General features: G+C 61.4%; 18 protein-coding genes. 15 read left to right on the top strand and 3 right to left on the bottom strand.

The features are described 5' to 3' along the window. Window positions 1–51: 51 nt before the first annotated feature. From QWY80_RS11280 to QWY80_RS11245, 8 genes are all read left to right on the top strand, one after another. Window positions 52–1,830, top strand: coding sequence for a hypothetical protein (locus QWY80_RS11280; RefSeq protein WP_290231485.1), 1,779 nt, complete (start codon window positions 52–54; stop codon window positions 1,828–1,830). An 88-nt stretch (window positions 1,831–1,918) separates the two neighbouring features. Next, complete coding sequence (locus tag QWY80_RS11275; RefSeq protein ID WP_290231483.1) at window positions 1,919–2,656, top strand: glycosyltransferase family 2 protein; 738 nt, start codon at window positions 1,919–1,921, stop codon at window positions 2,654–2,656. A gap of 120 nt (window positions 2,657–2,776) precedes the next feature. Next, a complete protein-coding gene (locus QWY80_RS11270; protein WP_290231481.1) occupies window positions 2,777–4,051 on the top strand; it encodes an exopolysaccharide biosynthesis polyprenyl glycosylphosphotransferase in 1,275 nt (424 codons plus the stop codon). A 182-nt stretch (window positions 4,052–4,233) separates the two neighbouring features. Then, window positions 4,234–4,758 carry a helix-turn-helix transcriptional regulator gene (locus QWY80_RS11265; RefSeq protein WP_290231479.1) on the top strand — a complete coding sequence of 175 codons (525 nt, stop codon included), beginning with the start codon at window positions 4,234–4,236 and terminating at the stop codon, window positions 4,756–4,758. A gap of 217 nt (window positions 4,759–4,975) precedes the next feature. After that, window positions 4,976–6,244 carry an O-antigen ligase family protein gene (locus QWY80_RS11260; protein WP_290231477.1) on the top strand — a complete coding sequence of 423 codons (1,269 nt, stop codon included), beginning with the start codon at window positions 4,976–4,978 and terminating at the stop codon, window positions 6,242–6,244. After that, window positions 6,244–7,401, top strand: a complete 1,158-nt coding sequence (locus tag QWY80_RS11255; protein ID WP_290231475.1) for a glycosyltransferase — start codon at window positions 6,244–6,246, stop codon at window positions 7,399–7,401. The genes QWY80_RS11260 and QWY80_RS11255 overlap by 1 nt, the downstream gene beginning before the upstream one ends. Before the next feature lie 374 nt (window positions 7,402–7,775). Further along, the gene (locus QWY80_RS11250) at window positions 7,776–8,282 is read left to right on the top strand and encodes a hypothetical protein (RefSeq protein ID WP_290231472.1); all 507 of its coding nucleotides are present in this window, start codon (window positions 7,776–7,778) and stop codon (window positions 8,280–8,282) included. A 168-nt stretch (window positions 8,283–8,450) separates the two neighbouring features. After that, on the top strand, window positions 8,451–9,281 hold the full coding sequence (locus QWY80_RS11245) for a polysaccharide pyruvyl transferase family protein (protein ID WP_290231470.1): 831 nt from the start codon (window positions 8,451–8,453) through the stop codon (window positions 9,279–9,281). 9 nt (window positions 9,282–9,290) lie between these two features. Here the strand turns inward: QWY80_RS11245 and QWY80_RS11240 are convergent, their stop codons facing one another. The 3 genes from QWY80_RS11240 to QWY80_RS11230 are packed head-to-tail and all read right to left on the bottom strand — an operon-like array spanning window position 9,291 to window position 12,024. Further along, entirely contained in the window at window positions 9,291–10,196 is a 906-nt protein-coding gene (locus QWY80_RS11240; protein WP_290231467.1) for a glycosyltransferase family 2 protein, read from the bottom strand. A 36-nt stretch (window positions 10,197–10,232) separates the two neighbouring features. Further along, the gene (locus QWY80_RS11235; RefSeq protein WP_290231464.1) at window positions 10,233–10,943 is read right to left on the bottom strand and encodes a lipopolysaccharide kinase InaA family protein; all 711 of its coding nucleotides are present in this window, start codon (window positions 10,941–10,943) and stop codon (window positions 10,233–10,235) included. Between the two features lie 13 nt (window positions 10,944–10,956). Then, window positions 10,957–12,024, bottom strand: coding sequence for a glycosyltransferase (locus QWY80_RS11230; RefSeq protein ID WP_290231462.1), 1,068 nt, complete (start codon window positions 12,022–12,024; stop codon window positions 10,957–10,959). Window positions 12,025–12,431: 407 nt separating this feature from the next. Between QWY80_RS11230 and QWY80_RS11225 the strand changes: the two genes are divergently transcribed. The 7 genes from QWY80_RS11225 to QWY80_RS11195 all read left to right on the top strand — a co-directional run bounded on the left by QWY80_RS11225 (window position 12,432) and on the right by QWY80_RS11195 (window position 22,712). Continuing rightward, complete coding sequence (locus QWY80_RS11225) at window positions 12,432–13,520, top strand: polysaccharide export protein (RefSeq protein WP_494337375.1); 1,089 nt, start codon at window positions 12,432–12,434, stop codon at window positions 13,518–13,520. A gap of 2 nt (window positions 13,521–13,522) precedes the next feature. Beyond that, window positions 13,523–15,520 (top strand): polysaccharide biosynthesis protein, encoded by a 1,998-nt coding sequence (locus QWY80_RS11220; RefSeq protein WP_290231457.1) that lies wholly within the window; start codon window positions 13,523–13,525, stop codon window positions 15,518–15,520. Between the two features lie 29 nt (window positions 15,521–15,549). Then, window positions 15,550–17,352: an ABC transporter ATP-binding protein gene (locus QWY80_RS11215; protein ID WP_290231454.1), complete on the top strand. Its 1,803-nt coding sequence runs from the start codon at window positions 15,550–15,552 to the stop codon at window positions 17,350–17,352. Between the two features lie 37 nt (window positions 17,353–17,389). Continuing rightward, the gene (locus QWY80_RS11210) at window positions 17,390–19,453 is read left to right on the top strand and encodes an acyltransferase family protein (RefSeq protein ID WP_290231453.1); all 2,064 of its coding nucleotides are present in this window, start codon (window positions 17,390–17,392) and stop codon (window positions 19,451–19,453) included. Window positions 19,454–19,461: 8 nt separating this feature from the next. Continuing rightward, complete coding sequence (locus tag QWY80_RS11205) at window positions 19,462–20,541, top strand: NAD-dependent epimerase/dehydratase family protein (protein ID WP_290231451.1); 1,080 nt, start codon at window positions 19,462–19,464, stop codon at window positions 20,539–20,541. 1 nt (window position 20,542) lies between these two features. Continuing rightward, complete coding sequence (gene rfbF / locus QWY80_RS11200; RefSeq protein WP_290231449.1) at window positions 20,543–21,322, top strand: glucose-1-phosphate cytidylyltransferase; 780 nt, start codon at window positions 20,543–20,545, stop codon at window positions 21,320–21,322. Window positions 21,323–21,395: 73 nt separating this feature from the next. After that, window positions 21,396–22,712 carry an NAD(P)H-dependent oxidoreductase gene (locus tag QWY80_RS11195; RefSeq protein ID WP_290231447.1) on the top strand — a complete coding sequence of 439 codons (1,317 nt, stop codon included), beginning with the start codon at window positions 21,396–21,398 and terminating at the stop codon, window positions 22,710–22,712. Window positions 22,713–22,718: the final 6 nt, after the last annotated feature.

The raw sequence follows: 22,718 nt of genomic DNA, 5'->3' as shown, positions 1-22,718 counted from the left end.
GATAAAATATTGAAAAGGTAATATTGTTTTTTTGTTTCGCCCTGAGGGGGCATGTCATTCATGAGTATTTTTTTAGAGACTTTCCAGGCGTTCTGCTGGGTGTCGAAGGTGCTGTCTGCCTTTTGGCGTGTTCGCGCTTGGACCACCTTAGGCATTATTCTTGCCAAGGTGATAGGTCGCTTTGCCAATCTACTTGCCTTCTTCCTACCTCTGAAGGTGATCCTCCTTGCAGGCTCGGAGGGTGTTCCTCGATATTTTCAATTCTTTGTTGGTCCAGATGACAAGGCCTTCTGGATTATCGTATTCGCTATTGGAGCAGTTGGTTGCTATGCCCTGAAAATGTTCATGGACTTTGTGGTCAAGGCTCTTGCCGAGGCTGGGGGAGTCGAGGTGCTACAGGGAGCCAATGAGATTGCTGTTGCCAGCCACCACCGGAATGAGATCAAGGGGTACTATGCGCGTTTTTCCGGTCTCGCGGCTAATGTACTAATTACGGTGCTGAGCTTCTCGGTATTGGGGATGGTGAATCCGGCACTGGGGATGGCCTTGGGTGGACTCGCGCTTCTGGAATACTTGTTTACCGCCTGTATCGTTCAATATGGAAATCCCCTGCAGCCTGGGCGTCTTTTCCGGATAATCAAACGAAAGCTTCAAGGTTATCTGGATGTTTTAGGCTCGATTAATTTTCTTTGTGGCTTCTTCGTTATCCTGATTCCTTTCCTGTCTCCAGAAGGTGGAAACCTTCTTTTCGCTATTCTATCGATCCTGATCATGCGTCAATCGTTTGGGGCGATGAAAGGAATTGCCCGAGGGACCAGTGAGCTTTGGAAAGAGCGTCCAAAGATTGATCCCATGGTGTTTCGCCACCGCCAGACGATACTTCGTGAACGGGCAGTAACCCTGAATTTGCGCCAAGCGTTTCCGAGGGATGGCAGGGCAGAAACCGCCAAGAAATACTTGGCCGATCATGAAGGATATGAGGATATCGTAATTGATTCCTTGTGGAAGGACTCGCCGGTAAAGGGTATTTATACCTTCCATTTGCAGGGTTTCGGTAGTCGGGTGCATTTGCTTCAGCAGGTCTTTCCCAAGAGCCAGCTCCATTTGCTCGAACATGAAGAGTTCTTGTTTGATATCCTTCCCCGAAAGTTCCTCAAGGCTCCCCCCATTGTGGTGAGATTCAGCGTAGGGCCTTTTGAGTGTCAGATATGTGAGTATGGCGATGGAGTTGGGGTGAGCCAGGCTGAGTGGGAGCAGCACTTGCCGGAGCTAACGCAGTACTTCTGGTCGATGGCAGTCCCGGATGAGTTGCTGAAAGCCTTTAGCACCTCACGGCATACTCTTGAAGGCCGCCTTACTGCCGAATATTTGCAACGGTTGGAGGTTGCCCTGGACTCTCCTGAAAAGGAATCGGCCTATGGAAGGTTGCTCGAGGTGCTTCCTGCCGTGAAAGCTTGTTTGTCTCAGGTGCCTTTGTATATTTACAATCCGGACCTTTCACGCGGAAGCGTCGTCAGGAATGGCAGTGATATCTTTATCATATCATGGGGGCGCTGGAGCATAGAGCATATCGGCGTATCGATTCCCAGGTTTTTTAGTAATGATATGATAGAAGAATTATTGATCGGCGTTAGAAGGGTAAGAGATCTTCCTGAATGTGAATTGACCCCTGCGCATCTCGATCTAGTCAACTCATGCCGAACGCTGGAGAGGCAGATAGCGCAAGCGGCTTATGGGCAGGGCCTTGAGGAAATCGTCAATATCGTTGAGAACCCCCTTCTGAAAAAGGAAAGTGAGCTTGTGGAAGTTCACGAGAGCAGTCAGCTATAAGGCTCTTTAAGTTATAAAGCGATTGGGATTCTGGGGTGGGTGTAAAAAAGGTGGATAGGGTAAGTACTGTCTTGGTGCAGCCGAATATATGTATGTATCCGTTGTAACGCCTGCTTATAATGCTGAAGCCTGTCTTCGGCTTACCATTGCTAGCGTCGGAAAGCAGGCCGGATGGGTTCGGGAACAGATTATCATCGATGATGGCTCCTCGGATGGGACGGCTGAATTGGTACAAGAGTTACAGCGTGACTTTCCTTGGGTGAAATACCAGTATCAATCCCACCTAGGCGCTAGTGCTGCAAGGAATCTTGGTATCGAGGCTGCAACCGGCCGCTATATTGCCTTCCTTGACAGCGATGATATCTGGCTACCCGGTAAACTCGAGGCCCAGGTAGGCTTCATGCAACGGGAAGGGGGCACACTCAGCTACGGGGACTACGAGCGTCGTGATCGTGAGTCGGGGACGACGCTTGGTACGTACGTCTCGCCGGAGCGGGTCAGTTACCACGACCTGCTGCATGGCTGCCCGGTCGGGTGCCTGACCGCCGCCTACGACCAGCACGCCCTAGGGAAGGTCTATATGCCGGACGTGAAGCGAGGGCAGGATTGGGGGCTGTGGTTGGCGCTCACCCGGTTGGGCGGGCCGGCTCGAAAGTATCCTGGCGTACATGCCGTCTATCATACCGGCGGGGTCAGCCTCTCGGCCAACAAGCTGGCCAAGGTGCGTGACGTCTATCGGATCTATCGCGACCAGGAGGGCTTCGGTCACTTCAGATCCAGTTGGTATCTGCTACATCATGCCGCCAGCGCCTTGCGAAATTCCTGAGCACGCCTTGCCTATCGTTTTCGTGGCGGGGTTGTGAGACCATTCGGCTCGTTCGGTATGGGGCCATTGGATGGTGTGCCAGGCGTCGTCGTACGGATTTGCAAGGGGCGTTGGACGCCGATGAGACATCAATATCAGCGCCGCCATTCGCGGTGGTACGAGGTGCTGCTGCTGGGGCTGTCGTTTCATGTGCTGGTGGGGATGCCGCTGGCGATCATGCTGCCTGGGTTGGAGCGCTGGGGGTGGGGGTTCTGGGAGTACCTGCCGGACGTGCGCCGCAACACCATGGCGGCCATCGGGTTGGCCTTCCTGGCCTCGGCGCTGACGCTGCGGCGCATGGCGCGCTTCCCGGGGGCGCACCTGGCCGCCAACATCATGCCCACGGTGTCCGTCGCCTTCCTGATCTGCGTGGCGGTGCTGTTCTTCACCCGGGAAGGCTACACGCGCCAGGTGATGTTCGGCGGTTACCTGATGTGCCTGGCCTGGTTCTACCTCGGCTACTTCATCGGGCGGCGTTTCCGCCGGCTCAAGATGGCCCTGGTACCGTTCGGGGAGACGCATCGCTTGCTCGGTACACGCCAGGTGGACCTGCGATTGCTCGAACGCCCCGACCTGGAAGGCATCCGGGTGGACGGCGTGGTCGCCGACCTGCGCGCGGCGGACCTGCCTCCCGAGTGGGAGACCTTCCTGGCCCGCTGCACCCTCTGCCATATCCCCGTCTACCATATCCGCCAGGTGTCGGAGTCAATCTCGGGCAGGGTGCAGATCGACCATCTGTCCGAGAACGAGTTCGGCAGCCTGCTGCCGCCGCTCTTCTACATCGGCTTCAAGCGGGCGGTCGATTTCATCGGTGCCGTGCTGTTGCTGCCGTTGCTGTTGCCGGTGATGGCGGTGGTGGCGCTGGCTGTGAAGCTGGACAGCCGTGGCCCGGTGCTGTTCCTGCAGCCGCGCATGGGCTACAAGGCCCGGCCCTTCCTGATGTACAAGTTCCGCAGCATGCATCACGACATGAGCGGCGAGGACTTCACCATCTCCGAGGACGACCCGCGCATCACGCGGGTGGGGCGGGTGCTCCGCAAGTATCGCCTCGACGAGTTGCCGCAGATCTTCAACATCCTCAAGGGCGAGATGAGCTTCATCGGCCCGCGGCCGGAGTCGGTGTCGCTCTCGGAGTGGTATGAGCAGGACGTGCCCTTCTTCAGCTACCGCCATGTGGTGCGGCCGGGTATCACCGGCTGGGCCCAGGTGGAGCAGGGCTATGCCGCCGAGGTCGATGGCATGACCCGCAAGCTGCAGTACGACTTCTACTACATCAAGCACTTCTCGCTGTGGCTGGATGTGCTGATCGTGCTGAAGACGGCGCGGATCCTCTGGACGGGGTTCGGGGCCAGGTAGGTCAGGGGGAGCGGATAGTGGCGCCCCGATGGTTGTCAATTGACAACCATCGATGGGCTCCCCTATGCTGACCATCAGGAGCTTTCATGAAGCGCTCACGTCATAGCAAGAAAGAGATTGCAGTTACGTCGTGTCGTCGACAACTGTACCGGTGGCGCATCCTCCGAGGAGGACGACAGATCATGACTGACTATGACTTTACCCTGAAATTTGCCATTCCCTACGGCCTCGACATGGAAGTCTTGGAGACCCGACTCTTCAAGGCAGGCTGTGATGATGCACTGGTCGGTCTCGGGCAGCAGGGCCGCTTGGCGCTGGAGTTTTCTCGTGAAGCAGCCTCTGCCGAAGAGGCGATCACCAGCGCCATGGTGGATGTGAAGCGTGCTATTCCCGGGGCGCGCTTGATTGAAGCGGGGCCCGATCTGGTCGGTGTGACGGATATGGCGGAGTTGTTCGGGTTCAGCCGACAGAACATGCGCAAACTGCTGCAGTCGCACCGCGCCACCTTTCCGCTGCCGTTGCATGAGGGGCGTGCTTCGCTGTGGCATCTCGCCGAGGTGCTGGAATGGTTCCGCACGCATCAGCAGAAGCTCGTTGACGAGGCCTTGCATGAGGTTGCCCGGGTCAGCATGCAGGCCAATGTCGCGCGCGAGGGACTGCGGCTGCCGGCCGAGGAGACCCGGCGCTTCGAGGCACTGGCCTCGTAACGGCTTCTATGCCCCAGTGTCAGGATGAGTGACGGAGTAGCCGCGCAATGCGCGGCTACGTCGTGTCTGGGGCGGGGTTTCTGCTACTATCCCCGCTTCCGTGGTAACGCAAAGAGTGACATAGGCAGTGAGGCATCCCCTTTCCCTTATCGAGCCGGGCGGCACGCCCCCCGCCTGGGCTTCTCCCCTTTGGTTGTGGTGGCTGGGCCTGGGATGCGTGCTGCTCTATGCCGGGTTGCGCCTGGTGGAGCCCGGCACCGGCGAGCTGGCCGGTACCCTGATGGCCCTGACCGGGTTGTTCGCTGTGCTGCGCTGGGGGCGTGGCATTCGGGGGGGCGGGGCGCTGTGGTTGCTGCTGGCAGTGGTCGTGGTGCAGGTGATCTCCTGGGTGGCGGGGTATCTGCATCATCCCGAATGGATGACCGACAATCCCCAGGTCGACCGGCTGGCCAAGTGGTTCCTGTTCATCGGCCTGGCCTGGTGGCTGGGGGGCAACACGCGCGCCACCCTGCTGGCCTGGGGGTTGGGGCTCGCGGGCCTGGTGGCGGTGGTGTTCTGGCCCGAGGGCAGCTTGGAGCAGTGGCGACTGGGGCTGCAGGGCGTGCGCGCCGAGTTCGCCATTCGCAACTCCCAGCACGATTCCATGCTGTTCGGCAGCGGCCTGCTCGGGCTGGTGTGCTTCGCCGGGCGCTGCTGGCACGGGCAGGGCGCCCTGGCCTGGAGCCGGCGCCTGCTGTGGACGCTCGCCCTGGCGGTGTGTGCGGTGGGCATCGTGATCACCCAGACCCGCGCCGTCTGGCTGGCGCTGCTGGTGGTGCTGCCGTTGCTGCCGGCCCTGGCCTGGTGGGGGGCGGGGCGACGCCTGCCCCGCAAGGCCTGGTGGGGGCTGGCCGCCGCGGCCGGGATGATCGTGGCCGGGGCACTGGCCTTCCATCAACCGGTGACCGAGCGGCTGGCCGACGAGAATCGCATCATCGCCCGGGCGCTGGAGGGCGACTGGCAGTCGATTCCCTACAGCAGCGTGGGCAACCGCCTGCTGACGTGGCGGGCCTCGCTGGACTGGATCGCCGAGCGGCCGCTGGTGGGCTGGGGCGAGGAGGGGCGCAGCCTGGTCATCGAGCACACCGACTGGCTGCCGGAGAAGACCCAGGCGCTGTATGGCCACCTGCACAACACCTTCCTCGAGCTGCTGGTGAGCTATGGCCTGCTGGGCCTGGCGGTGGTGTTGGCACTGATTGCCTGGATCGGCCTGGGCACCTGGCAGGCCTGGCGGGCGGCGGTCATGCCGGGCGACATGGCGCTGTTCGGCGCGGGATTCTTCGTCTTCTACGCCATCGTCAGCCAGTTCGAGTCCTATGGCACCTTCTGGACCGGGGCCTATGTGCAGAACCTGGTCGCCGGCGGATTGGTGACCCATATCTGGCGTTGGCAGGTGGCGACCGGCCGGCGCATCTTTCCTTCCCTGACAGCCAAGGCAAGTCCCTGATGCGAACGCTGGTGGTGGTCCGCTCCCTCAAGATGGGCGGTATGGAGCGGGTGGCGGTGAACCTGGCCGATGCCTTCGCCCAGGCCGGCCACGAGAGCCATCTGCTTAGCCTGAGCCGTGCCAAGCGGCCGCTGGCGCCGGAGGAGCCGAGCGTGGTGTGCCACTCGCTGCGACTGAAGCGCTGGGCGAGGCTCACCGGGATCGGCCTGGTGCTGGAACTGCTGGTGCGGCTGTTCATCAATCCGTTGGTCAGGCGCTCGCTGTTTTTGGGCTCGGGAGTGATAGGCGGGGCGGTGTTCCGCTTGTGGCTGCGGCGTTTCGAGGCGCGCCACGGGCGGGTGGACCGCATCGTGTTCCGCGGCGTGGGCACCTTCGAGCTGGTGTGGACGTTCCGCGATGCGCGGGCCCGCTATGCGCTCGAGAACATCCTCAACATCCATGAGCGACGCTGGTGTCGCTGGCTGTTTGCCCGCTGCCTCTACCAGGGGCGGCACCTGGTGGCGGTGTCGTCCGGGGTGGCGGAGAGCGTGCGCCAGGCGCTGGCGGCCAGTGGTTGCGAGCCGGCGTCGCTACAGGTGATCGTCAACCCCTGCCCGCTGGCCAGCATTCGCCGGCAGATGCGCGAGTCCGAGCCCGACCTGCCCGAGAGCCCCTATATCGTCAACGTGGCCCGCCTGGTACCGGCCAAGGACCATGCGCTGCTGGTTCGCGCCTATGCCCGCTCCGGCGTCGAGCTGCCGCTGGTGCTGGTGGGCGACGGCCAGGAGCGCCCGCGGCTGGAGGCGCTGGTGGAGGAGCTGGGCCTGGCGGGGCGGGTGATCTTCGCCGGTCAGCGTGCCAACCCCTATCCGTGGATGCACCATGCACGACTGTTCGTGCTCAGTTCGCGCTTCGAGGGCATGGGCATCGTGCTGTTCGAGGCGCTGGCCTGCGGCACGCCGGTGCTCAGCGTGGACTGTCCCGGGGGCATTCGCGAGATCCTCAAGGGCGAGCTGGCGAGCTGCGTGGTGCCGCACGACGAGGAGGGCCTGGCCGAGGGCATCCGCACGGCCGTGCAGGGCGAGAAGCCGGCCCTCGACGAGGCCTGGCTGGACGACTTCCGGCCCGAGACCGTGGCCAGCCGTTTCTTGGAACCCGAGCAACAGGGGGCCTCATGAGGCGAGCACTACCGATGCCACCCGGCGGTGACCCGGCGTTCGCCCCCCTGGCAGATGCGAGGATGTACTGGCCGGTGCAGCGGGCGCGCGTCCAGCACGTAGTTCGAGAAGGGTTTCAGTCCTGGGTGGGGCTACCCCTGGAACGGGTGTTGTTCGATGTGTGGAAGTGCGGCCTACCAGGGGCGTCCCAAGTGGAGAGGTTTGGTTTGCCGCGGCGGGTGGTCGAACGGGTGATAGGGGACGATCTCGTGCTCCACGTGAATCCGCAAGAGCTGGCCCAAGGTACCGATTGGCGAGGTTTCCTGCCCAGGCGCCGTCGACCCAGGTCCTCGGCATTCATCTGGGGTGGCGATTGGGACCTGCGGCGTGGCGGCTTGCAGTGTGTCGACCAGCGCAATGGGTCGCGCTACCGCTTTATCAGCGACCTGGAGACGCATCGCGACGACCTGACCGGCAGCGAGGCGTTCCGGAAGTTCAAGGCACGACTGGAATCCGGCAGACCGTGGCGCTCCCACCAGAAGGGCGTGTTGCTGGACAGCGAGGAGCGCATCCTGACCTACCTGCGCGTCTACCTGAGCTTCATGGACGACATGGCCGCGCGCGGCTTCGATGCCCAGCGCGGCAAGGACGACTTGGGCGTGGCCGTCAGCCGGGAAGGGCGCCTGATCAAGATCAATCGCGGCCTGCACCGCCTGGCGATGGCGCAGCGGGTGGGGCTGGATTCGGTCCCCGTTACCGTCAAGGCCGTGCATCGCGAGTGGTGGCAGCGGGTTACGGCGGGCACGACCGGCCAGGCGGCCCTGGAGCGCGTGAAAGCGGCGCTGGCGGAGTGCACACCGGAAACCGAGCCGGGGCCACTGGATCCGGCCGTGAACTCGTAGGGGAGCAGTTTAATCATCAATTATATACAGCTTTTCCAAAGCCGAGGTAATGGCCTGAACCGATACCTGCGACCATCGGGAAGATAAAATGCTAGCCGTCCTTGGGTCGTAGGCGATTTTTGTGAATGTAATAGCAGTCGGTTAACCAATGCTTTGCCAGGAGTCGCCGTGGAGCTGAAAACTTATTACTGGTATCACCGAATTGTGCCGAATTGGAAGCTCAAGCTCAGGCACATCGTTTTCCGTGATTCTCATAAGTACTTTGCAATTGGAAATGCCGGTGATATTTTTGCCAAGGATATCATCCAGCGAAGATATGGAGTGACGCCTGTCAATGCCAATAGCATTGACGGTGGAAGGCTGCTGCTAATAGGTTCCGTTTCCCATCGAGTTCAGCATGGAGACATTCTCTGTGGAATCGGGACCCAAGGAAAGGCTGCGGAGCTTCCCAAGAAAAACAATGTCAAGATACTAGGACTACGTGGACCGATTACCTATGACGAGTTCCGGGGTAAGGGATATGATCTTTCCCGGGTGAGGTTTTTGCTTGACCCCGGGCTGCTTGTCAGGTTCATGTATCAGGACGATACAATTCAGCCTGAGACTGGTTCGGTGGCCTTTATACCCCATTACAAAGAGCGTGGCCACTACCGAAAGCTTCCCAAGAGTATCCGGTTGATAGACATTGACGACTATCCGTCGAACGTATGTCGTCAGATACAGGAAGTGGAACATGTCTTCAGCTCATCTTTACATGGGGTAATCTTTGCCCATGCCCTAGGTCGACCTGCTACACTGGTTACGCCTAAAACCGAGTCCTTGTTGAAGTACAAGGACTACTATGCGTCTGTAGGCTTGGATTTTCCTGTCCCACTCCGTGAATTCAATGGAAACGAAATGAGTGGTCTCAAGACAAGCCCTGAACACCTTGTCTACCGTGAAGAAGATTTTGCATTTCCTGACTTGAATACGTTGGTTGCACAGGGTGTGGTGGGTTGATAATAACTGCTACCGGAAGAATGACAACAAATAGCGTTTGGTCATGCGAACATCTAGGCGTAGCTTTCCGCTGGTGAACGCCTCACGCATCGTGCTTCGGAACCTTTGACCCTGCTTCATCCGGTAGAGTGACTGGAGCACGGACCTCGTATCCGCTTCCACGAGTTTCTTGATCTGATCCTGAGTCAGGACACTGGTAAGACTAGGATTGTTCTGGATTGCGTCGATAAAGCGCTCACCCTGCTGGATGATTCGCTTATGATCGTGCCGAGCCCTGTGCGTATCCACATTCCGCACCATGCAGCATGGCCCCTTGCCATAGAGTGCTTCCCGCTTCCCTAGTGCCCGGAGAAAAAACTCTACATCCTCTTTCTTTCGAAGCTTCTCATTGAACCCCTTTAGAGTTTGGAACTCTATTCGCTTCATGATGAAGCTGTTAGTGTGCAGCCATCCCATGTCCTCGATATATTCGCTAAGTGTCAGGGGAGATGAATCTTCCTTCTCACCAGGAAGGAGAGACTTCTGTGAGTCTTCGTCGATCTTGTCGCCGAAGATGATTCCCTCGAAGTCGGGGTGGTCCACTGCCAGTCGCATGCGGCTGGCCACGGCTGTCTCGACGAGGAGGTCATCGGAGTCCAGAAATCCTATATAGTCAGCATTGCTGCGATCTACGCCGAAATTTCTTGCGGCTGACTGTCCCCGGTTAGTCTCCAGCTGATGGACCGATACCTTGGGCTCAGATCCGTAGTTCTCCTTTAACCGCGAGTAACTGTCGTCTGTGGAAACATCATCCACGATAATGCAATGAGTATTTTGCCAAGTCTGTGCGAGTACTGAGTCGATAGCCTCGCGGACATGGGGCCAACGGTTGAAGCAAGGAATAATGATAGCCACGGAGGGCTGCTGGTTACGCATGGATTCGATTACCGTGCCATTTCATTGGAGACTGGGTCAGCAAGCATGATGCCACAGTGCCTGAAGTTGTTGCTCTACCTTTTCACGATAGGTTTCCCCCCTGAGCTTGCTTACCGTCAACGAACGCTTTAGCGCCGGCCATTGGTCGGCGCTTTTCGTTGGTAGCCGGCGCACGTGGGCGTCGATCCACAGCAGGGTGCCGTCTTGGGCGACGAGCAGGTTGTTGTAGTGGAGGTCGCGGTGCACGTAGCCGGCGTGGGCGAGCCGGGCCACTTCCTCGCAGAAGCGTTCCAGGAAGGCGAGGCGGCCGGGCTCGTCCAGGGCGTCGAACACCTCGCCACCGGGACGGGCGTCCTGCACGTGCTCCATCAGCAGCAGTGAGGCGTTGCGGTTGGCGGGGTTGAGCGAGATGCCCCAGCCGTGGCAGCGCGGCGCGGCCAGGCCGGCACGGCGCAGGATCTGCAGGCTGCGGTACTCCTTGCGGGCGTCGGACTGGGCCAGCCAGCGGGTCTCCAGGTAGTCCTGGAGGAGCCACTTGACCGGCGCCTCGCGCCTGGCGTACTTGTCCGGTACCACCTTGGCCAGCAGCGCGCCGTCCCGGGAGACGAAGAACCGGCTGCTGCCCACGGCCTCGAACTCCCGGGTGGTGGCGGTGCTGGCCAGTGTCAATTCTGCCGGCAGGGCCTGGGCGTGGAACACCAGGTAACGGCGGCGGCGGTCGTCGAAGGGGATATCGAGTAGTTTCACGCGGCTGGCTCCGTCATAGCGCCTCGAACTGGGGGATGACGGTCTCGGTCAGGAATTGACGATAGTAACGGGCGTCCACCTCGAGGGGGGCCTGGTCCATGCGAGCGATCGCCTGGGCCAGGCCCCCTTCGTCGTTCTGGGGCACCAGGAATCGGGCCAGTTCGCCGGTGAGGATCTCGCGGGGGCCGCTGGGGCAGTCGGTGCTGATCACCGGCACGTGCAGCATCAGCGCCTCGATGAGCACGCGGGGCAGGCCCTCGGCGTCCGAGGTGAGGATCACCGCCTTGGCGCCGGCGATCCAGGGGTAGGGGTTGGCGTGGTAGCCCGCCAGGGTGACACGATGCTCCAGCCCGAGCTCATGGATCTGACGGCGTATCGCGGCCTCGTGCTCGGGCTTGCCCTTGCCGAGCAGGATCAGCGGCGTGACCACGCCGCTCTCGGCGTAGGCACGCAGCAGGCGGTCGTGGCGCTTGCGGGGCTCCAGGGCGGCCAGGCAGAGGAAGTAGTCGCCCTTGGGCAGTGCGTCCGGCTCCCGGGCGAGTTCGACGAAGGGCTCCCGCTCGTAGGGGTTGTAGATGGGGAGGATCCGCTCGGCCTGCAGGCCCACCACCTTCTCGAGGTTCTCCTTCACCCCGTGGGAGACGGCGATGACCTGGCGGCCGCGGTAGAAGCGGCGCACCTTGGCGAAGGCGCGTTCGCGCTTGGCCGGGTCGTCGAACTTGGCCGAGACGTCGGACTTCACCCAGAAGTAGAGGTTGGGATGGCGCAGGTGGCGGGTGATCTTGTCGCAGGAGCAGGAGATCACCACGTCGGGCCGCCAGGCCTCGAGTGCCCGGGCGATGCGGCCGGCCTGCCACTTCTCGGTGAGCGTCGTGGTGGTGGCCTTGGTGAATCGGGTGACTACGCCTAGGTCGACGATCTCCAGGCCCTCGGGCAGGCGATGCTCGATCAGCTCGCGCAGGGTGAAGACGATGACCGCGTGGCCGCGCTGGCGCAGCTGGTCGGCGGTATAGAGAAGCGATTTCTGGGCGCCGCCGCCATACAGGTCCTCGATGACGAAGGCGAAGCGTTTGTGGGCCACGTGACTGTCCCTGCTTGCGATGATGACAGGCGGCGAGCCTACCACAGCTCAGGAATTTCATCCTGCCCGGGCTGTGCTCCTGATACCTCGACGCATGTCTTTCTCATTGTTCCTTCATGGCTACTGGGTGAGAAAAAACCGTCAGTACCATCGTGTGTGGTTATGTAAGCTTTTGTTAGCTCTTTCGGTGTTCTCCTCTCGGTCTGTAACCGGAGGGGGTGGGCATGTGTCCGCCAACGAACATCTGTAGGCGCACGGGAACAAGAAGGCTTCGGGGATGCGCCATATAGACCACCCCGGGGCGGTAGCGTGAGCGGAACCTCGGGGAGGCAGTGATGAACCTATATGATGATACACCCACTGAGGGCGACCGGAAGCCGACAGGGCGCGCACCTCTGGTCGGGCTGATGGCCGTCCTGCTGGTGTCGGGCTGGCTGGGAGGCTGTGCCATGTCGCCCGGTGGCCATATCGAACCGGACGAGGTCGGGGAATCGCTCGATGAACGAGTCGATCTCGAGCCGATAACGCCTCAACTGGTGTCAGCGATGGCCTCTCCACAGGAGTCCATGGCTCAGGCCCTGCCTACCGAGGTGCGTAGCGAGATTCGTGACTACCAGTACCGCGTGGGGCCGGGGGACATCCTGAGCATCATCGTCTACGACCATCCGGAGTTGACCATACCGGCGGGCTCCGAGCGCGATGCCGCGGATACCGGCAACCGGGTCCAGCCGGATGGCACCATGTTCTATCCCTACGTGGGGCGTCTGCAGGTCGCCGGCAGGACCCTGGAGGAGATACGGCGGCTGCTGACGAGTCGCCTGTCCAGCGTGATCACCGACCCGCAGGTGGAGGTGAACATTGCGGCCTACCGCTCCCAGAAGGTCTATGTGACCGGCGCTGTCGAGGAACCCGGTACCCTGCCGATCACCGTCGAGCCGTTGACCATCCTGGATGCCATCAGCCAGTCGGGGGGCGCGACCCCGGAGGCAGACTGGCACGCCATGACCCTGGTCAGGGACGGCCGGGAACAGCGGATTTCGCTCTATGAGCTGCTGCGGCAGGGCGACCAGAGCGGTAATCGCCTGCTGCGTGATGGTGACCTGCTGCATATCCCCACGTCTGAGAACCAGAACGTGGTGGTGCTGGGTCAGGTCAACCGGCCCGGGGCCATTCCGCTGGGCAATGAGCGTGTCAACCTGACCGATGCCCTGGCCAGGGCGGGGGGCATCAACGAGAGTCGTGCCGAGCCTTCCGGTATCTTCGTGGTGCGCGGGCACGGTCCCGAGAGCGAAAAACTGGCCACCGTCTATCAGCTCGATATCAACGATGCCACGCGGCTGATGCTGGGGACGCGCTTCCCGCTGCAGGCCCAGGACGTGGTCTACGTGACCTCGGCGCCGCTGGCTCGCTGGAACAACGTGATCAGCCTGCTGCTGCCATCCCTCACTTTGCCGGGTGACATTGGTTCTTCCGTCGACGATGCAGGCAGCCTGTGATCATGCCGGCAACCGGATGGCTCGAGGCGCTGGTGCGGTTGCCGCGCCGCACCAAGCGCCGGCTGCTGCGGGTGGCGGACACGCTGCTGGTGGGCATGGCCATGTTCATGGCCATCCTGCTGGTAGGCGATGCCCAGATCTTGCTGGATGGGCAGACCAGTGCCGTGATGGTGCCGGTGGTGCTGGCGGCGCCGCTGTGTTTCGAGCTGTTGGGCATCTATCGGGTGGTGCTGCGTTACATGAACCGGCGCGTGATCAAGGCCATGACGGTCGGGGTGGCATTCGTCGCCGCGGCCCTGGTCCTGTTGAACCTGGTTCTGGGGCAGCCCCTCGCCATGCGCGTGGTGCCGGTGTTCGCCGTCCTGGCGCTGCTGGGAATCGGCGGCCTGCGGTTGATGCTCCACGAGCTCTACCAGCTGAGCTGCCGGACCCAGCGCAAGCCGGTGATCATCTACGGCGCCGGTGCGGCGGGCTGTGAGCTGGCGCGAGCGCTGCAGCAGGGTGGGCACTACTGGCCACGCGCCTTCGTGGACGACTGGCGGGGGCTCCAGGGCTCGCTCGTGGAGGGGCTGCGCGTCCATCCGCCCGAGGAGCTGGCCGGGCTGGTGACCCGGCTTGACGTGGAGTTGGTCCTGTTGGCGATTCCCAGTGCGCCACGCTGCCGACGCAGGGAGATTCTCGAGGACCTCGCCGAGCTCTCCATCCCGGTGCAGACCATACCGGGGACGGAGGACCTGGTGTCCGGGCGTTCGCTGGTCAACGAGACCCGCGACGTGGCCGTCGAGGACCTGCTCGGCCGCGAGCCCGTGCCGCCTTTCCTCGACCTCATGGGCCAGGATATCCGGGACAAGGTCGTCCTGGTGACCGGTGCCGGAGGATCGATCGGCTCCGAGCTGTGCCGGCAGATCCTGTGGCAGGAGCCGCGGCGCCTGGTGTTGGTCGACAATTGCGAGTTCGCCCTCTACTCCATCGAGCAGGAACTGCTGTCGGCCACGACTCCCGACGGTAAGCCCGTATGCCGTGCGGCGCTGCTGTCGATCCAGCAGCAGGCTCGCCTCGAGGCGCTGATGCGTTGCGAGGGGGTGCAGACGCTCTACCATGCCGCCGCCTACAAGCACGTTCCGCTGGTGGAGAGCAACCTCACCGAGGGCATCCGCAACAATGTGTTCGGCACCCTGGGTCTGGTGAAAGCCGCCGTGGCCGCCGGGGTGGAGAGTTTCGTGATGGTCTCCACCGACAAGGCGGTGCGCCCCAGCAACGTCATGGGGGCGACCAAGCGACTCACTGAGCTGATCTGCCAGGCCTTCGCCAGCCGCTATCCCGATGCGATGGCGACCCGCTTCTGCATGGTGCGCTTCGGTAACGTGCTGGGCTCCAGTGGTTCGGTGGTGCCGCGCTTCCGGGAGCAGATCGCTCGGGGAGGCCCGGTGGAGGTGACCCATGCAGAGATCACTCGCTACTTCATGACCATTCCCGAGGCGGCACAACTGGTGATCCAGGCCGGGGGCATGGGGGAGGCCGGCGAGGTGTTCGTGCTGGACATGGGCCAGCCGGTGCGGATCGCGGACCTGGCCATGAGCATGATCCGGCTCTCCGGGCTGGAGGTGAGGAGCGCGGAGAATCCGGGGGGCGATATCGAGATTCGCTACACGGGCCTCAGGCCCGGCGAGAAGCTCTTCGAGGAACTGATCATCGGCGACGATGCCAGCCACACGCGCCATCCCAGGATCCTCACCACGCGCGAGCGCTACTGGGCCTGGGAGCGATTGGAGCCCTTCCTGGGAGTGCTGGAGGCGGCGGTCGAGTGCAGCGATGAACAGAGGATCATCACCCTCCTGAAACAGGCACCGCTGGACTACCGGCCCGGGCCATCAGCACCCGTTGCCCTGCCTTCCGTACAGGAGCCTTCACCGGTGGAGGATGCGTCGGCTTCTGGTGCGCCGGAAGGCGGCGATGAGGCGTGGCGTGGCGTGAGCCATGCCGCCAGGTCACGGATGTAGCAAAACGACCATCGAGGAGCAGGGGCACCATGTTCAATGATCTCAGGGCACTCTATTCGCTGCTGACACCGGGCCAGCGTGCACGGCTGTTGCGGTTGCAGGGGCTGATCGTGGTGATGGCATTGGCCGAGATTGCCGCTGTACTTTCCATTGGCCCCTTCATGGCGGTGGTGGGCGACATGGGCCAGCTGCAGGGAGAAGGGTGGTTGGCTACTGCCTACCAGATGAGCGGGGCCAGCAATCCGCGTACCTTCCTGTCACTGATGGGGATAGGGGTGCTGCTGGTGCTGATTCTGGCGGCGGTAGTCTCGACACTGACAACCTGGCGACTGTCGTTGTTCAGCTACAGCGTCGGGGCCGAACTATCCTGCCGACTCTATCGGCACTATCTCTACCAGCCCTGGTTGTTTCACTGCAGAGAGAACAGCAGCCGGCTAATCAACAAGGCTTCCCAGGAAGTACAACGCGTTACCCAGAAGATCATCAGTCCGGCCATGCATGTGAATGCTCGCCTGGTGCTGGTGATACTGATGAGTGTGGCGATCTTCACCTATAACCCGGTGGTGGCAGGCGTTGGCCTGCTGATCTTCTTCGTGTCCTACATGCTGCTCTACAAGACGGTTCGCCGCTTCCTCATTACCCATGGGCGGCGTATTTCCCGGACCCAGGCCCAGCGCTTGAAGCTGATGTCCGAGGGCTTCGGGGGCATCAAGGACGTGCTGCTGATGCATCGCCAGGAGGCCTTCGCCAGGCAGTTCGACAAGGCCAGCCGTAAGTGGGCGAGGGGACAGGGCGTGACCCAGGGGCTCGGAGAGGCTCCGCGCTATGCCATCGAGCTGGTGGCCTTCGGGTCGGTCATCCTGCTGGTGCTGTATCTGCTGAACCTCCATCAGGGCAACTTGGGAAGCATCCTTCCGGCCCTGTCGATCTATGCCCTGGCCGGTTTCAAGATGCTGCCCGCCTTCCAGAAGATCTATTCCGGCATCTCCAGCATACGGGGCAACCTGGCCGCCTTGGAGGAGGTCCGGGAGGACCTGGTCGCCAGCCGGGTCGAGCGACCCGATAAGAGCTTGGCCGAGATCGATTCTCCCCTGCTACCCGCTCGGGAAATTCGTCTTCAGGACGTGGTGTTCCGCTATCCGGACAAGGCGGAGCCGGCACTGGACGGGCTGAGCCTGTGCCTCCCCGCGCGCAGCATGGTGGGCATGGTAGGGGCCTCCGGTGGTGGCAAGAGCACGGCGGTCGATCTCCTCATGGGGCTGATGATGCCCGAGAGCGGCAGCGTGACGGTGGATGGCGTGCCGATCGGCGAGGACAACCTGGCTCACTGGCAGACCTGTATCAGCTATGTGCCGCAGCATATCTATCTGACCTCCGCCAGCATTCGCGAGAACGTTGCCTTCGGCATCGAGCCTGCCGAAATCGACGATGCGCGAGTGTGGGAGGCACTGAGGGCCGCGCAGATGGAAACCTTGGTGATGAAGGGCCTTCCCGACGGGTTCGATACGCGTGTCGGGGAGCGCGGGGTACAGCTTTCCGGTGGCCAGCGTCAGCGTATCGGCATTGCTCGTGCCCTCTATCATGCCGCCCCCATCCTGGTGCTGGACGAGGCCACCAGTGCCCTGGACGGTACCACCGAGCGTAAGGTCATGGAGGCCATCCAGGCCTTTTCCGGCACCCGAACCATCATCATGATCGCCCATCGATTGTCGACGGTGCGCCACTGCGACTGCATCTATCTGGTCGAGAAGGGGTGTGTCATCGGCCAAGGGACCTATGACCAGCTGGCGGCCCGGAATGAGGCCTTCCGTACCCTGTTGGCCAATGCCTGATGAGAACTTCATACAAGCCAGTGGGGGAATAAAGAGCATGAGTCTCGCGTATCGACCTGAAATCGATGGCCTGCGGGCCGTGGCCGTGGTGCCGGTGATCCTCTTCCATGCCGGTGTCGATGCCTTCTCGGGCGGCTATGTGGGAGTGGACGTCTTCTTCGTGATCAGCGGCTATCTGATTACGGCACTGATCTACCGTGAAATGGTGACAGGCCGCTTCTCGCTGCTGCGTTTCTATGAACGACGAGCCCGACGCATCCTTCCTGCACTGCTGACGGTCTGTGCGCTCTGCATTCCCTTCGCCTGGTGGTGGTTACTTCCCGATGATCTCGAGATGTTCAGCCAGACCCTGATAGCGACCAACCTCTTCGCATCGAACATCTTCTTCTGGCGCACCATCGACTACTTCTCGGCCCCGGCCGAGATGACGGTCCTATTGCATACCTGGAGCCTGGCGGTGGAGGAGCAGTTCTACCTGTTGTTTCCGTTGGGGCTCATGATGCTGCACCGCCTGAGTCGTCACGTGTTGTTGGGTGTCATGCTGCTGGCGTTTCTGGCCAGCCTGGCGCTGGCGGAGTGGGGCACGAACTACAATCATGCCCATGCCAGCTTCTACCTGTTACCGACACGGGCTTGGGAGTTCATGGCCGGAGCCATGGCGGCCCTGTTGCTGCACGAGGGACGCCGGCCATTCCTGGGCCGGTGGAATGGAGTCGCCGCCCTGCTGGGCGTGGCCATGATCATGATCGCGGTGCTGGCCTTCGACGAGGAAGTACCTACCCCTGGGCTGTTGACTCTGGTGCCCGTACTGGGGACCTGCTTGGTCATTCTCTTCGCTGGGCGTGACGACCTTGCCGGGCGGTTGCTGAGTCTGAGACCAGTAGTGGGGATCGGTCTGATCAGTTACAGCGCCTATCTATTCCATCAACCGGTGCTGGTCTTTGCCCGGGAGCGCCTGATGCAGTCCTTGACTCCTTGGACCATCGTCGGGCTTTGCCTGTTGATCCTGGTGCTGTCGGTATTGTCCTGGCGCTTCGTCGAGCAGCCGGTGCGCAACCGTCAGCTGGTCGGAGTTCGTCAGGTGGTACAGGGCAGCGTGGCGGCTACCTTGGCGTTGGTGGCCTTTGGCTTCTATTCGAGTATGACCGATGGGCTTCCGGGTAGGATTATGCCAGAGGTTGTGGCAATAGCCGCCGAAAAACATCACACGAATGATCGGGCCAACGGTTGTCAGGTCAATCAAGGTCAAAGGCAATCCATCGATACACTCTGTGTGTTCCATGGGGATAGTGATCAGTTGGTTGCCGTTTGGGGAGATAGTCATGCGACTCCCCTGGTAAGGGGGTTGGCAAAAGAGTTGGTGAGGCATGGATATGGCGTCAAACAAATGGTCCACACCAATTGCCTTCCCTTTGTGGGGTACCAGCGTAGCGATGGTAATTCGAGCTGCACCCGTTTCAATGAGATGATTCTGGATTATATGATACATGCCGATGAAATAGAATATGTAGTGATGTTGGCGAGATTCCCCATGCAACTGACAGGCGAAATGTTTGATAATAATGAGGGAGGTGTTGAACTTGGTCATCCTATCAAGGCACTTCCTCTCGAATCCTTTGACGGTGATCAGGATCGTATCGCTCTGCTTCGAGAGGGAGCACGTAGCACCATACGGGCGCTGACTGATAGCGGAAAGAAGGTCGTACTGGTTTATCCAGTGCCGGAGGTGGGCTGGGACGTACCGAAATACATTGCCAAGTCAAAGCTCTACGAGACACCCATCACACGTCCGGTTTCCACAAGTCACGAGATATTCCTTCAGCGCGTGGCAACCAGCTATGAGTTTCTTGATTCACTGGGTGAGAACGAGGCTTTGGTGCGGGTGAAACCCGAATCTCTGTTCTGCAATACCCATCTCGAGGCGCGTTGTGTGGCCGAGTTGAATGGGGAAATGCTCTATTACGATGACAGCCATCTCAATAGCCTCGGATCGAAGTTGTTGGTAAGCCATATCCTGAAACGCATGGACGCGAGGGGATGGTCGTTGGATGATCGGCAGGCCACAGTTCGCTTGAGTGAAGGAATTCGCAGAGGGGACTAGGGGGAGACATGAACATCTTGATCGTAGGAAACATGGGTTATGTGGGGCCGGTTCTCGTGGAAGCCCTGGCCGAGCGCTATCCCGAGACCACGCTGGATGGTTTCGACAATGCCTATTTTGCCCACTGTCTAACCGGGGCGCCCGTACTGCCCGAGCGGCACTTGAGAACCCAGTATTTCGGGGACGTTCGCCACATCGAGGCGGAGCATCTCGAGGGCTACTCGGCGGTGGTGGATCTGGCGGCGGTTTCCAACGACCCGATGGGGCATCGCTTCGCCGAGGTAACGGCCAGGATCAATGCCCAGGCTGCGGTGGAACTGGCCCGGAAGGCATCCATCGCCGGCGTTGGGCACTTCGTCCTGGCGTCCAGCTGCAGCCTCTATGGGGTGGCTTCCGGGCCACCCAGGCGCGAGAGCGATCCCGTGGCGCCGATCACCGATTATGCCATCTCCAAGGTAGAGGCCGAGCGTGGCCTCGCCGCCCTCGATAGCGAGATGATCATCACCTGCCTGCGTTTTGCCACGGCGTGCGGGATGTCGCCGCGGCTGCGCCTCGACCTGGTGCTCAATGACTTCGTGGCCAATGCCTTGGCCACCGGCGAAATTCGGGTGCTCAGCGATGGTTCGCCGTGGCGCCCGCTCATCGACGTTCGGGACATGGCCCGGGCAATCGATTGGGCGATGCAGCGTTCCGAACGGGATGGCGGCAGGGTGCTGAACATCAATGCTGGGGCCAACGCCAGCAACTACCAGGTAAGAGAGCTCGCCCATGCCGTGGCCGATGTGCTGCCCAGCGTGGAGGTGAGCATCAATCATGAGGCGCCTGTCGACAGTCGCTCCTACCGGGTGGACTTCGGGCTCTTCGAGCGCCTGGCGCCCGACCATCTTCCCGCCATGACCCTGGCCGATTCCATTCATGGGTTGGTCACTGGCCTGCAGGGGATGGGATTCGATGACAAGGCATTCAGGTCCTCCGACCTGATGCGACTCAATGTCCTTCAGGGGCATATCGAACGGGGCTGGCTGACCGAACAGCTGGAGTGGGTCAGGCAGTCGGACGTGACAAACCAGCGAGCCGGGGAGGTGTGAGATGAAGGTAGCGATCTTGGCGGGAGGGTTCGGGACTCGCCTGAGCGAGGAGACATCCATCAGGCCCAAGCCGATGGTGGAGATTGGGGGCAAGCCCATTCTCTGGCACATCATGAAGATGTACGCCCACCATGGCTTCCGGGAGTTCATCATCCTGGGCGGCTACAAGGTGGAGTACATCAAGAAATACTTCATCAATTACCGCGGCGACTGCACGGACTACACCATCGATCTGGGCACCGGAGACATCGAGTGGCTACAGCCGACACATGAGGACTGGCGTGTCACGGTGCTTGATACCGGCTCGGATGTCATGACCGGGGGACGCTTGAAGCGGGCCATGCGTTACCTGTGTGATGCGCCCTTCTGTCTCACCTACGGGGATGGCGTCAGCAATGTGGATGTCGCCGCCCTGGTGCGCCAGCACCAGGAATCGGACAGCTGGTGCACCCTCACCGCCGTCGTGCAGCCCGGGCGTTACGGTGCCCTGCGCGTCAGCCGGGACGGTCGCCATGTCAACGGCTTCAGGGAGAAGGGGGCGACCGATGGAGGGCTGATCAACGGTGGCTTCTTCGTCTGCAACCCGGAGGTGTTCGAGCTGATCGAGGGCGACCAGACAGTATGGGAGAACGACCCCATGGAGCGCATGGTGGAGATGGGCAAGCTCGGCTATTACCACCACCAGGGGTTCTGGCAGAGCATGGACTCCCTCAGGGACAAGATGCTGCTGGAGGAGCTCTGGACTACCGATCCGGCATGGAAGGTATGGAAAGACAAGTAGGGAAGGAGAGAGCCACGGCATGCATCGCGTACCGTAGCCATATCGGGGGCAGTGGGGTAATCGGGGAGTTGCCATGATCATCATCGACAGGGCTCTGGCACGCTACCGGGATGAGGGCAAGGTCATCCGGGTCGGCATGGTGGGGGCGGGGTTCCAGGCCAGCGGCATCGCCCTGCAGTTCCTGACCGCGACACCGGGCATGGTGCTCAGCGCCGTGGCCAATCGCCACCTGGACAAGGCGCATGCCGCCTACGCCCAGGCCGGGGTAACGGCGGTAGCGTGCGAGACACGACAGGCACTGGAAGAGGCGATTGCGTCGGGGCGGCCGGCCGTGACGGAAGATGCATTGGCCCTGGCTGAGGCAGAAGGCATCGACGTAGTGCTGGAGGTCACCGGCTCGATCGAGCATGCGGCGCATGTGATCGTGGCGGCCATCGATGCCGGCAAGCATGTGGTGCACATGAACGCCGAGCTCGACGGCACGGTGGGGCCGATCCTCAAGGTGCGTGCCGAGGCACGAGGGGTGGCCTACACCTTTGCCGATGGCGATCAGCCCGGGGTACAGATGAACCTCTATCGGTTCGTCTCCGGCATCGGTGTCACCCCGGTGCTATGTGGCAACATCAAGGGGCTCCACGACCCCTATCGCAACCCCGATACCCAGGCCGCCTTTGCCCGCAAATGGGGGCAGAAGCCGCATATGGTGGCTTCATTTGCCGATGGTACGAAGATCTCTTTCGAACAGGCGATCGTTGCCAATGCCACTGGTATGCGGGTGGCGCGCAGGGGAATGCTCGGCCCGGACTTCTCAGGCGGGAACCCGGATGCCGAGCCCGTGCAGATCGAAAAGGTCCTGCCCAGCTTCGAGCCCTACCTGGATCCCCAGGCGCCAGGGCTAGTGGACTATGTGGTCGGGGCGAGACCCGGCCCTGGCGTCTTCGTGATCGGACATACGGAGCATCCCCGGAAGCGCCACTACCTGGACCTCTACAAGATGGGTAAGGGGCCCTACTACTGCTTCTATACGCCTTATCACCTGTGCCATTTCGAAGTGCCCAACAGCGTGGCCCGGGTCGTGCTGTGTTCGGATATCGTGCTGGCACCGGCCGGTGCCCCTCGGGTGGGGGTGATCGCCGTGGCCAAGAAAACCTTGCCGCCGGGAGAGCGGATCGGGGACTTCGGTGGTTTCGAGGTCTATGGCGTGGCAGAGAACATGGGGGCGATCCGCCGTGACCGCCTGTTGCCCATCGGCCTGGCACTGGAGGCCACCGCCAAGCGGGCGGTGAGCCGTGACCAGGCGTTGACCTTCGACGACGTGTATCTGCCGGAGGGACGCCTGGTGGATGAGCTCTATCGTGAACAGGAGCGCCTGTTCCGTCCGACCGTGTGAATATCA

It is taken from the genome of Halomonas ramblicola (genome assembly GCF_030409215.1).
In the GTDB taxonomy this organism is placed as follows: Bacteria; Pseudomonadota; Gammaproteobacteria; order Pseudomonadales; family Halomonadaceae; genus Halomonas; species Halomonas ramblicola.
Note: the sequence above shows the minus strand (reverse complement) of the source record. Positions and strands in the feature narration are given on the sequence as shown.

Excerpts from the sequence above, each read along its gene's own strand:
- QWY80_RS11280 (WP_290231485.1), top strand. The coding sequence starts at position 52 with ATGTCATTCATGAGTATTTTTTTAGAGACTTTCCAGGCGTTCTGCTGG.
- QWY80_RS11275 (WP_290231483.1), top strand. The coding sequence starts at position 1,919 with ATGTATGTATCCGTTGTAACGCCTGCTTATAATGCTGAAGCCTGTCTT.
- QWY80_RS11270 (WP_290231481.1), top strand. The coding sequence starts at position 2,777 with ATGAGACATCAATATCAGCGCCGCCATTCGCGGTGGTACGAGGTGCTG.
- QWY80_RS11265 (WP_290231479.1), top strand. The coding sequence starts at position 4,234 with ATGACTGACTATGACTTTACCCTGAAATTTGCCATTCCCTACGGCCTC.
- QWY80_RS11255 (WP_290231475.1), top strand. The coding sequence starts at position 6,244 with ATGCGAACGCTGGTGGTGGTCCGCTCCCTCAAGATGGGCGGTATGGAG.
- QWY80_RS11240 (WP_290231467.1), bottom strand. The coding sequence starts at position 10,196 with ATGCGTAACCAGCAGCCCTCCGTGGCTATCATTATTCCTTGCTTCAAC.
- QWY80_RS11225 (WP_494337375.1), top strand. The coding sequence starts at position 12,432 with ATGGCCGTCCTGCTGGTGTCGGGCTGGCTGGGAGGCTGTGCCATGTCG.
- QWY80_RS11220 (WP_290231457.1), top strand. The coding sequence starts at position 13,523 with ATGCCGGCAACCGGATGGCTCGAGGCGCTGGTGCGGTTGCCGCGCCGC.
- QWY80_RS11215 (WP_290231454.1), top strand. The coding sequence starts at position 15,550 with ATGTTCAATGATCTCAGGGCACTCTATTCGCTGCTGACACCGGGCCAG.
- QWY80_RS11210 (WP_290231453.1), top strand. The coding sequence starts at position 17,390 with ATGAGTCTCGCGTATCGACCTGAAATCGATGGCCTGCGGGCCGTGGCC.
- QWY80_RS11205 (WP_290231451.1), top strand. The coding sequence starts at position 19,462 with ATGAACATCTTGATCGTAGGAAACATGGGTTATGTGGGGCCGGTTCTC.
- rfbF (WP_290231449.1), top strand. The coding sequence starts at position 20,543 with ATGAAGGTAGCGATCTTGGCGGGAGGGTTCGGGACTCGCCTGAGCGAG.
- QWY80_RS11195 (WP_290231447.1), top strand. The coding sequence starts at position 21,396 with ATGATCATCATCGACAGGGCTCTGGCACGCTACCGGGATGAGGGCAAG.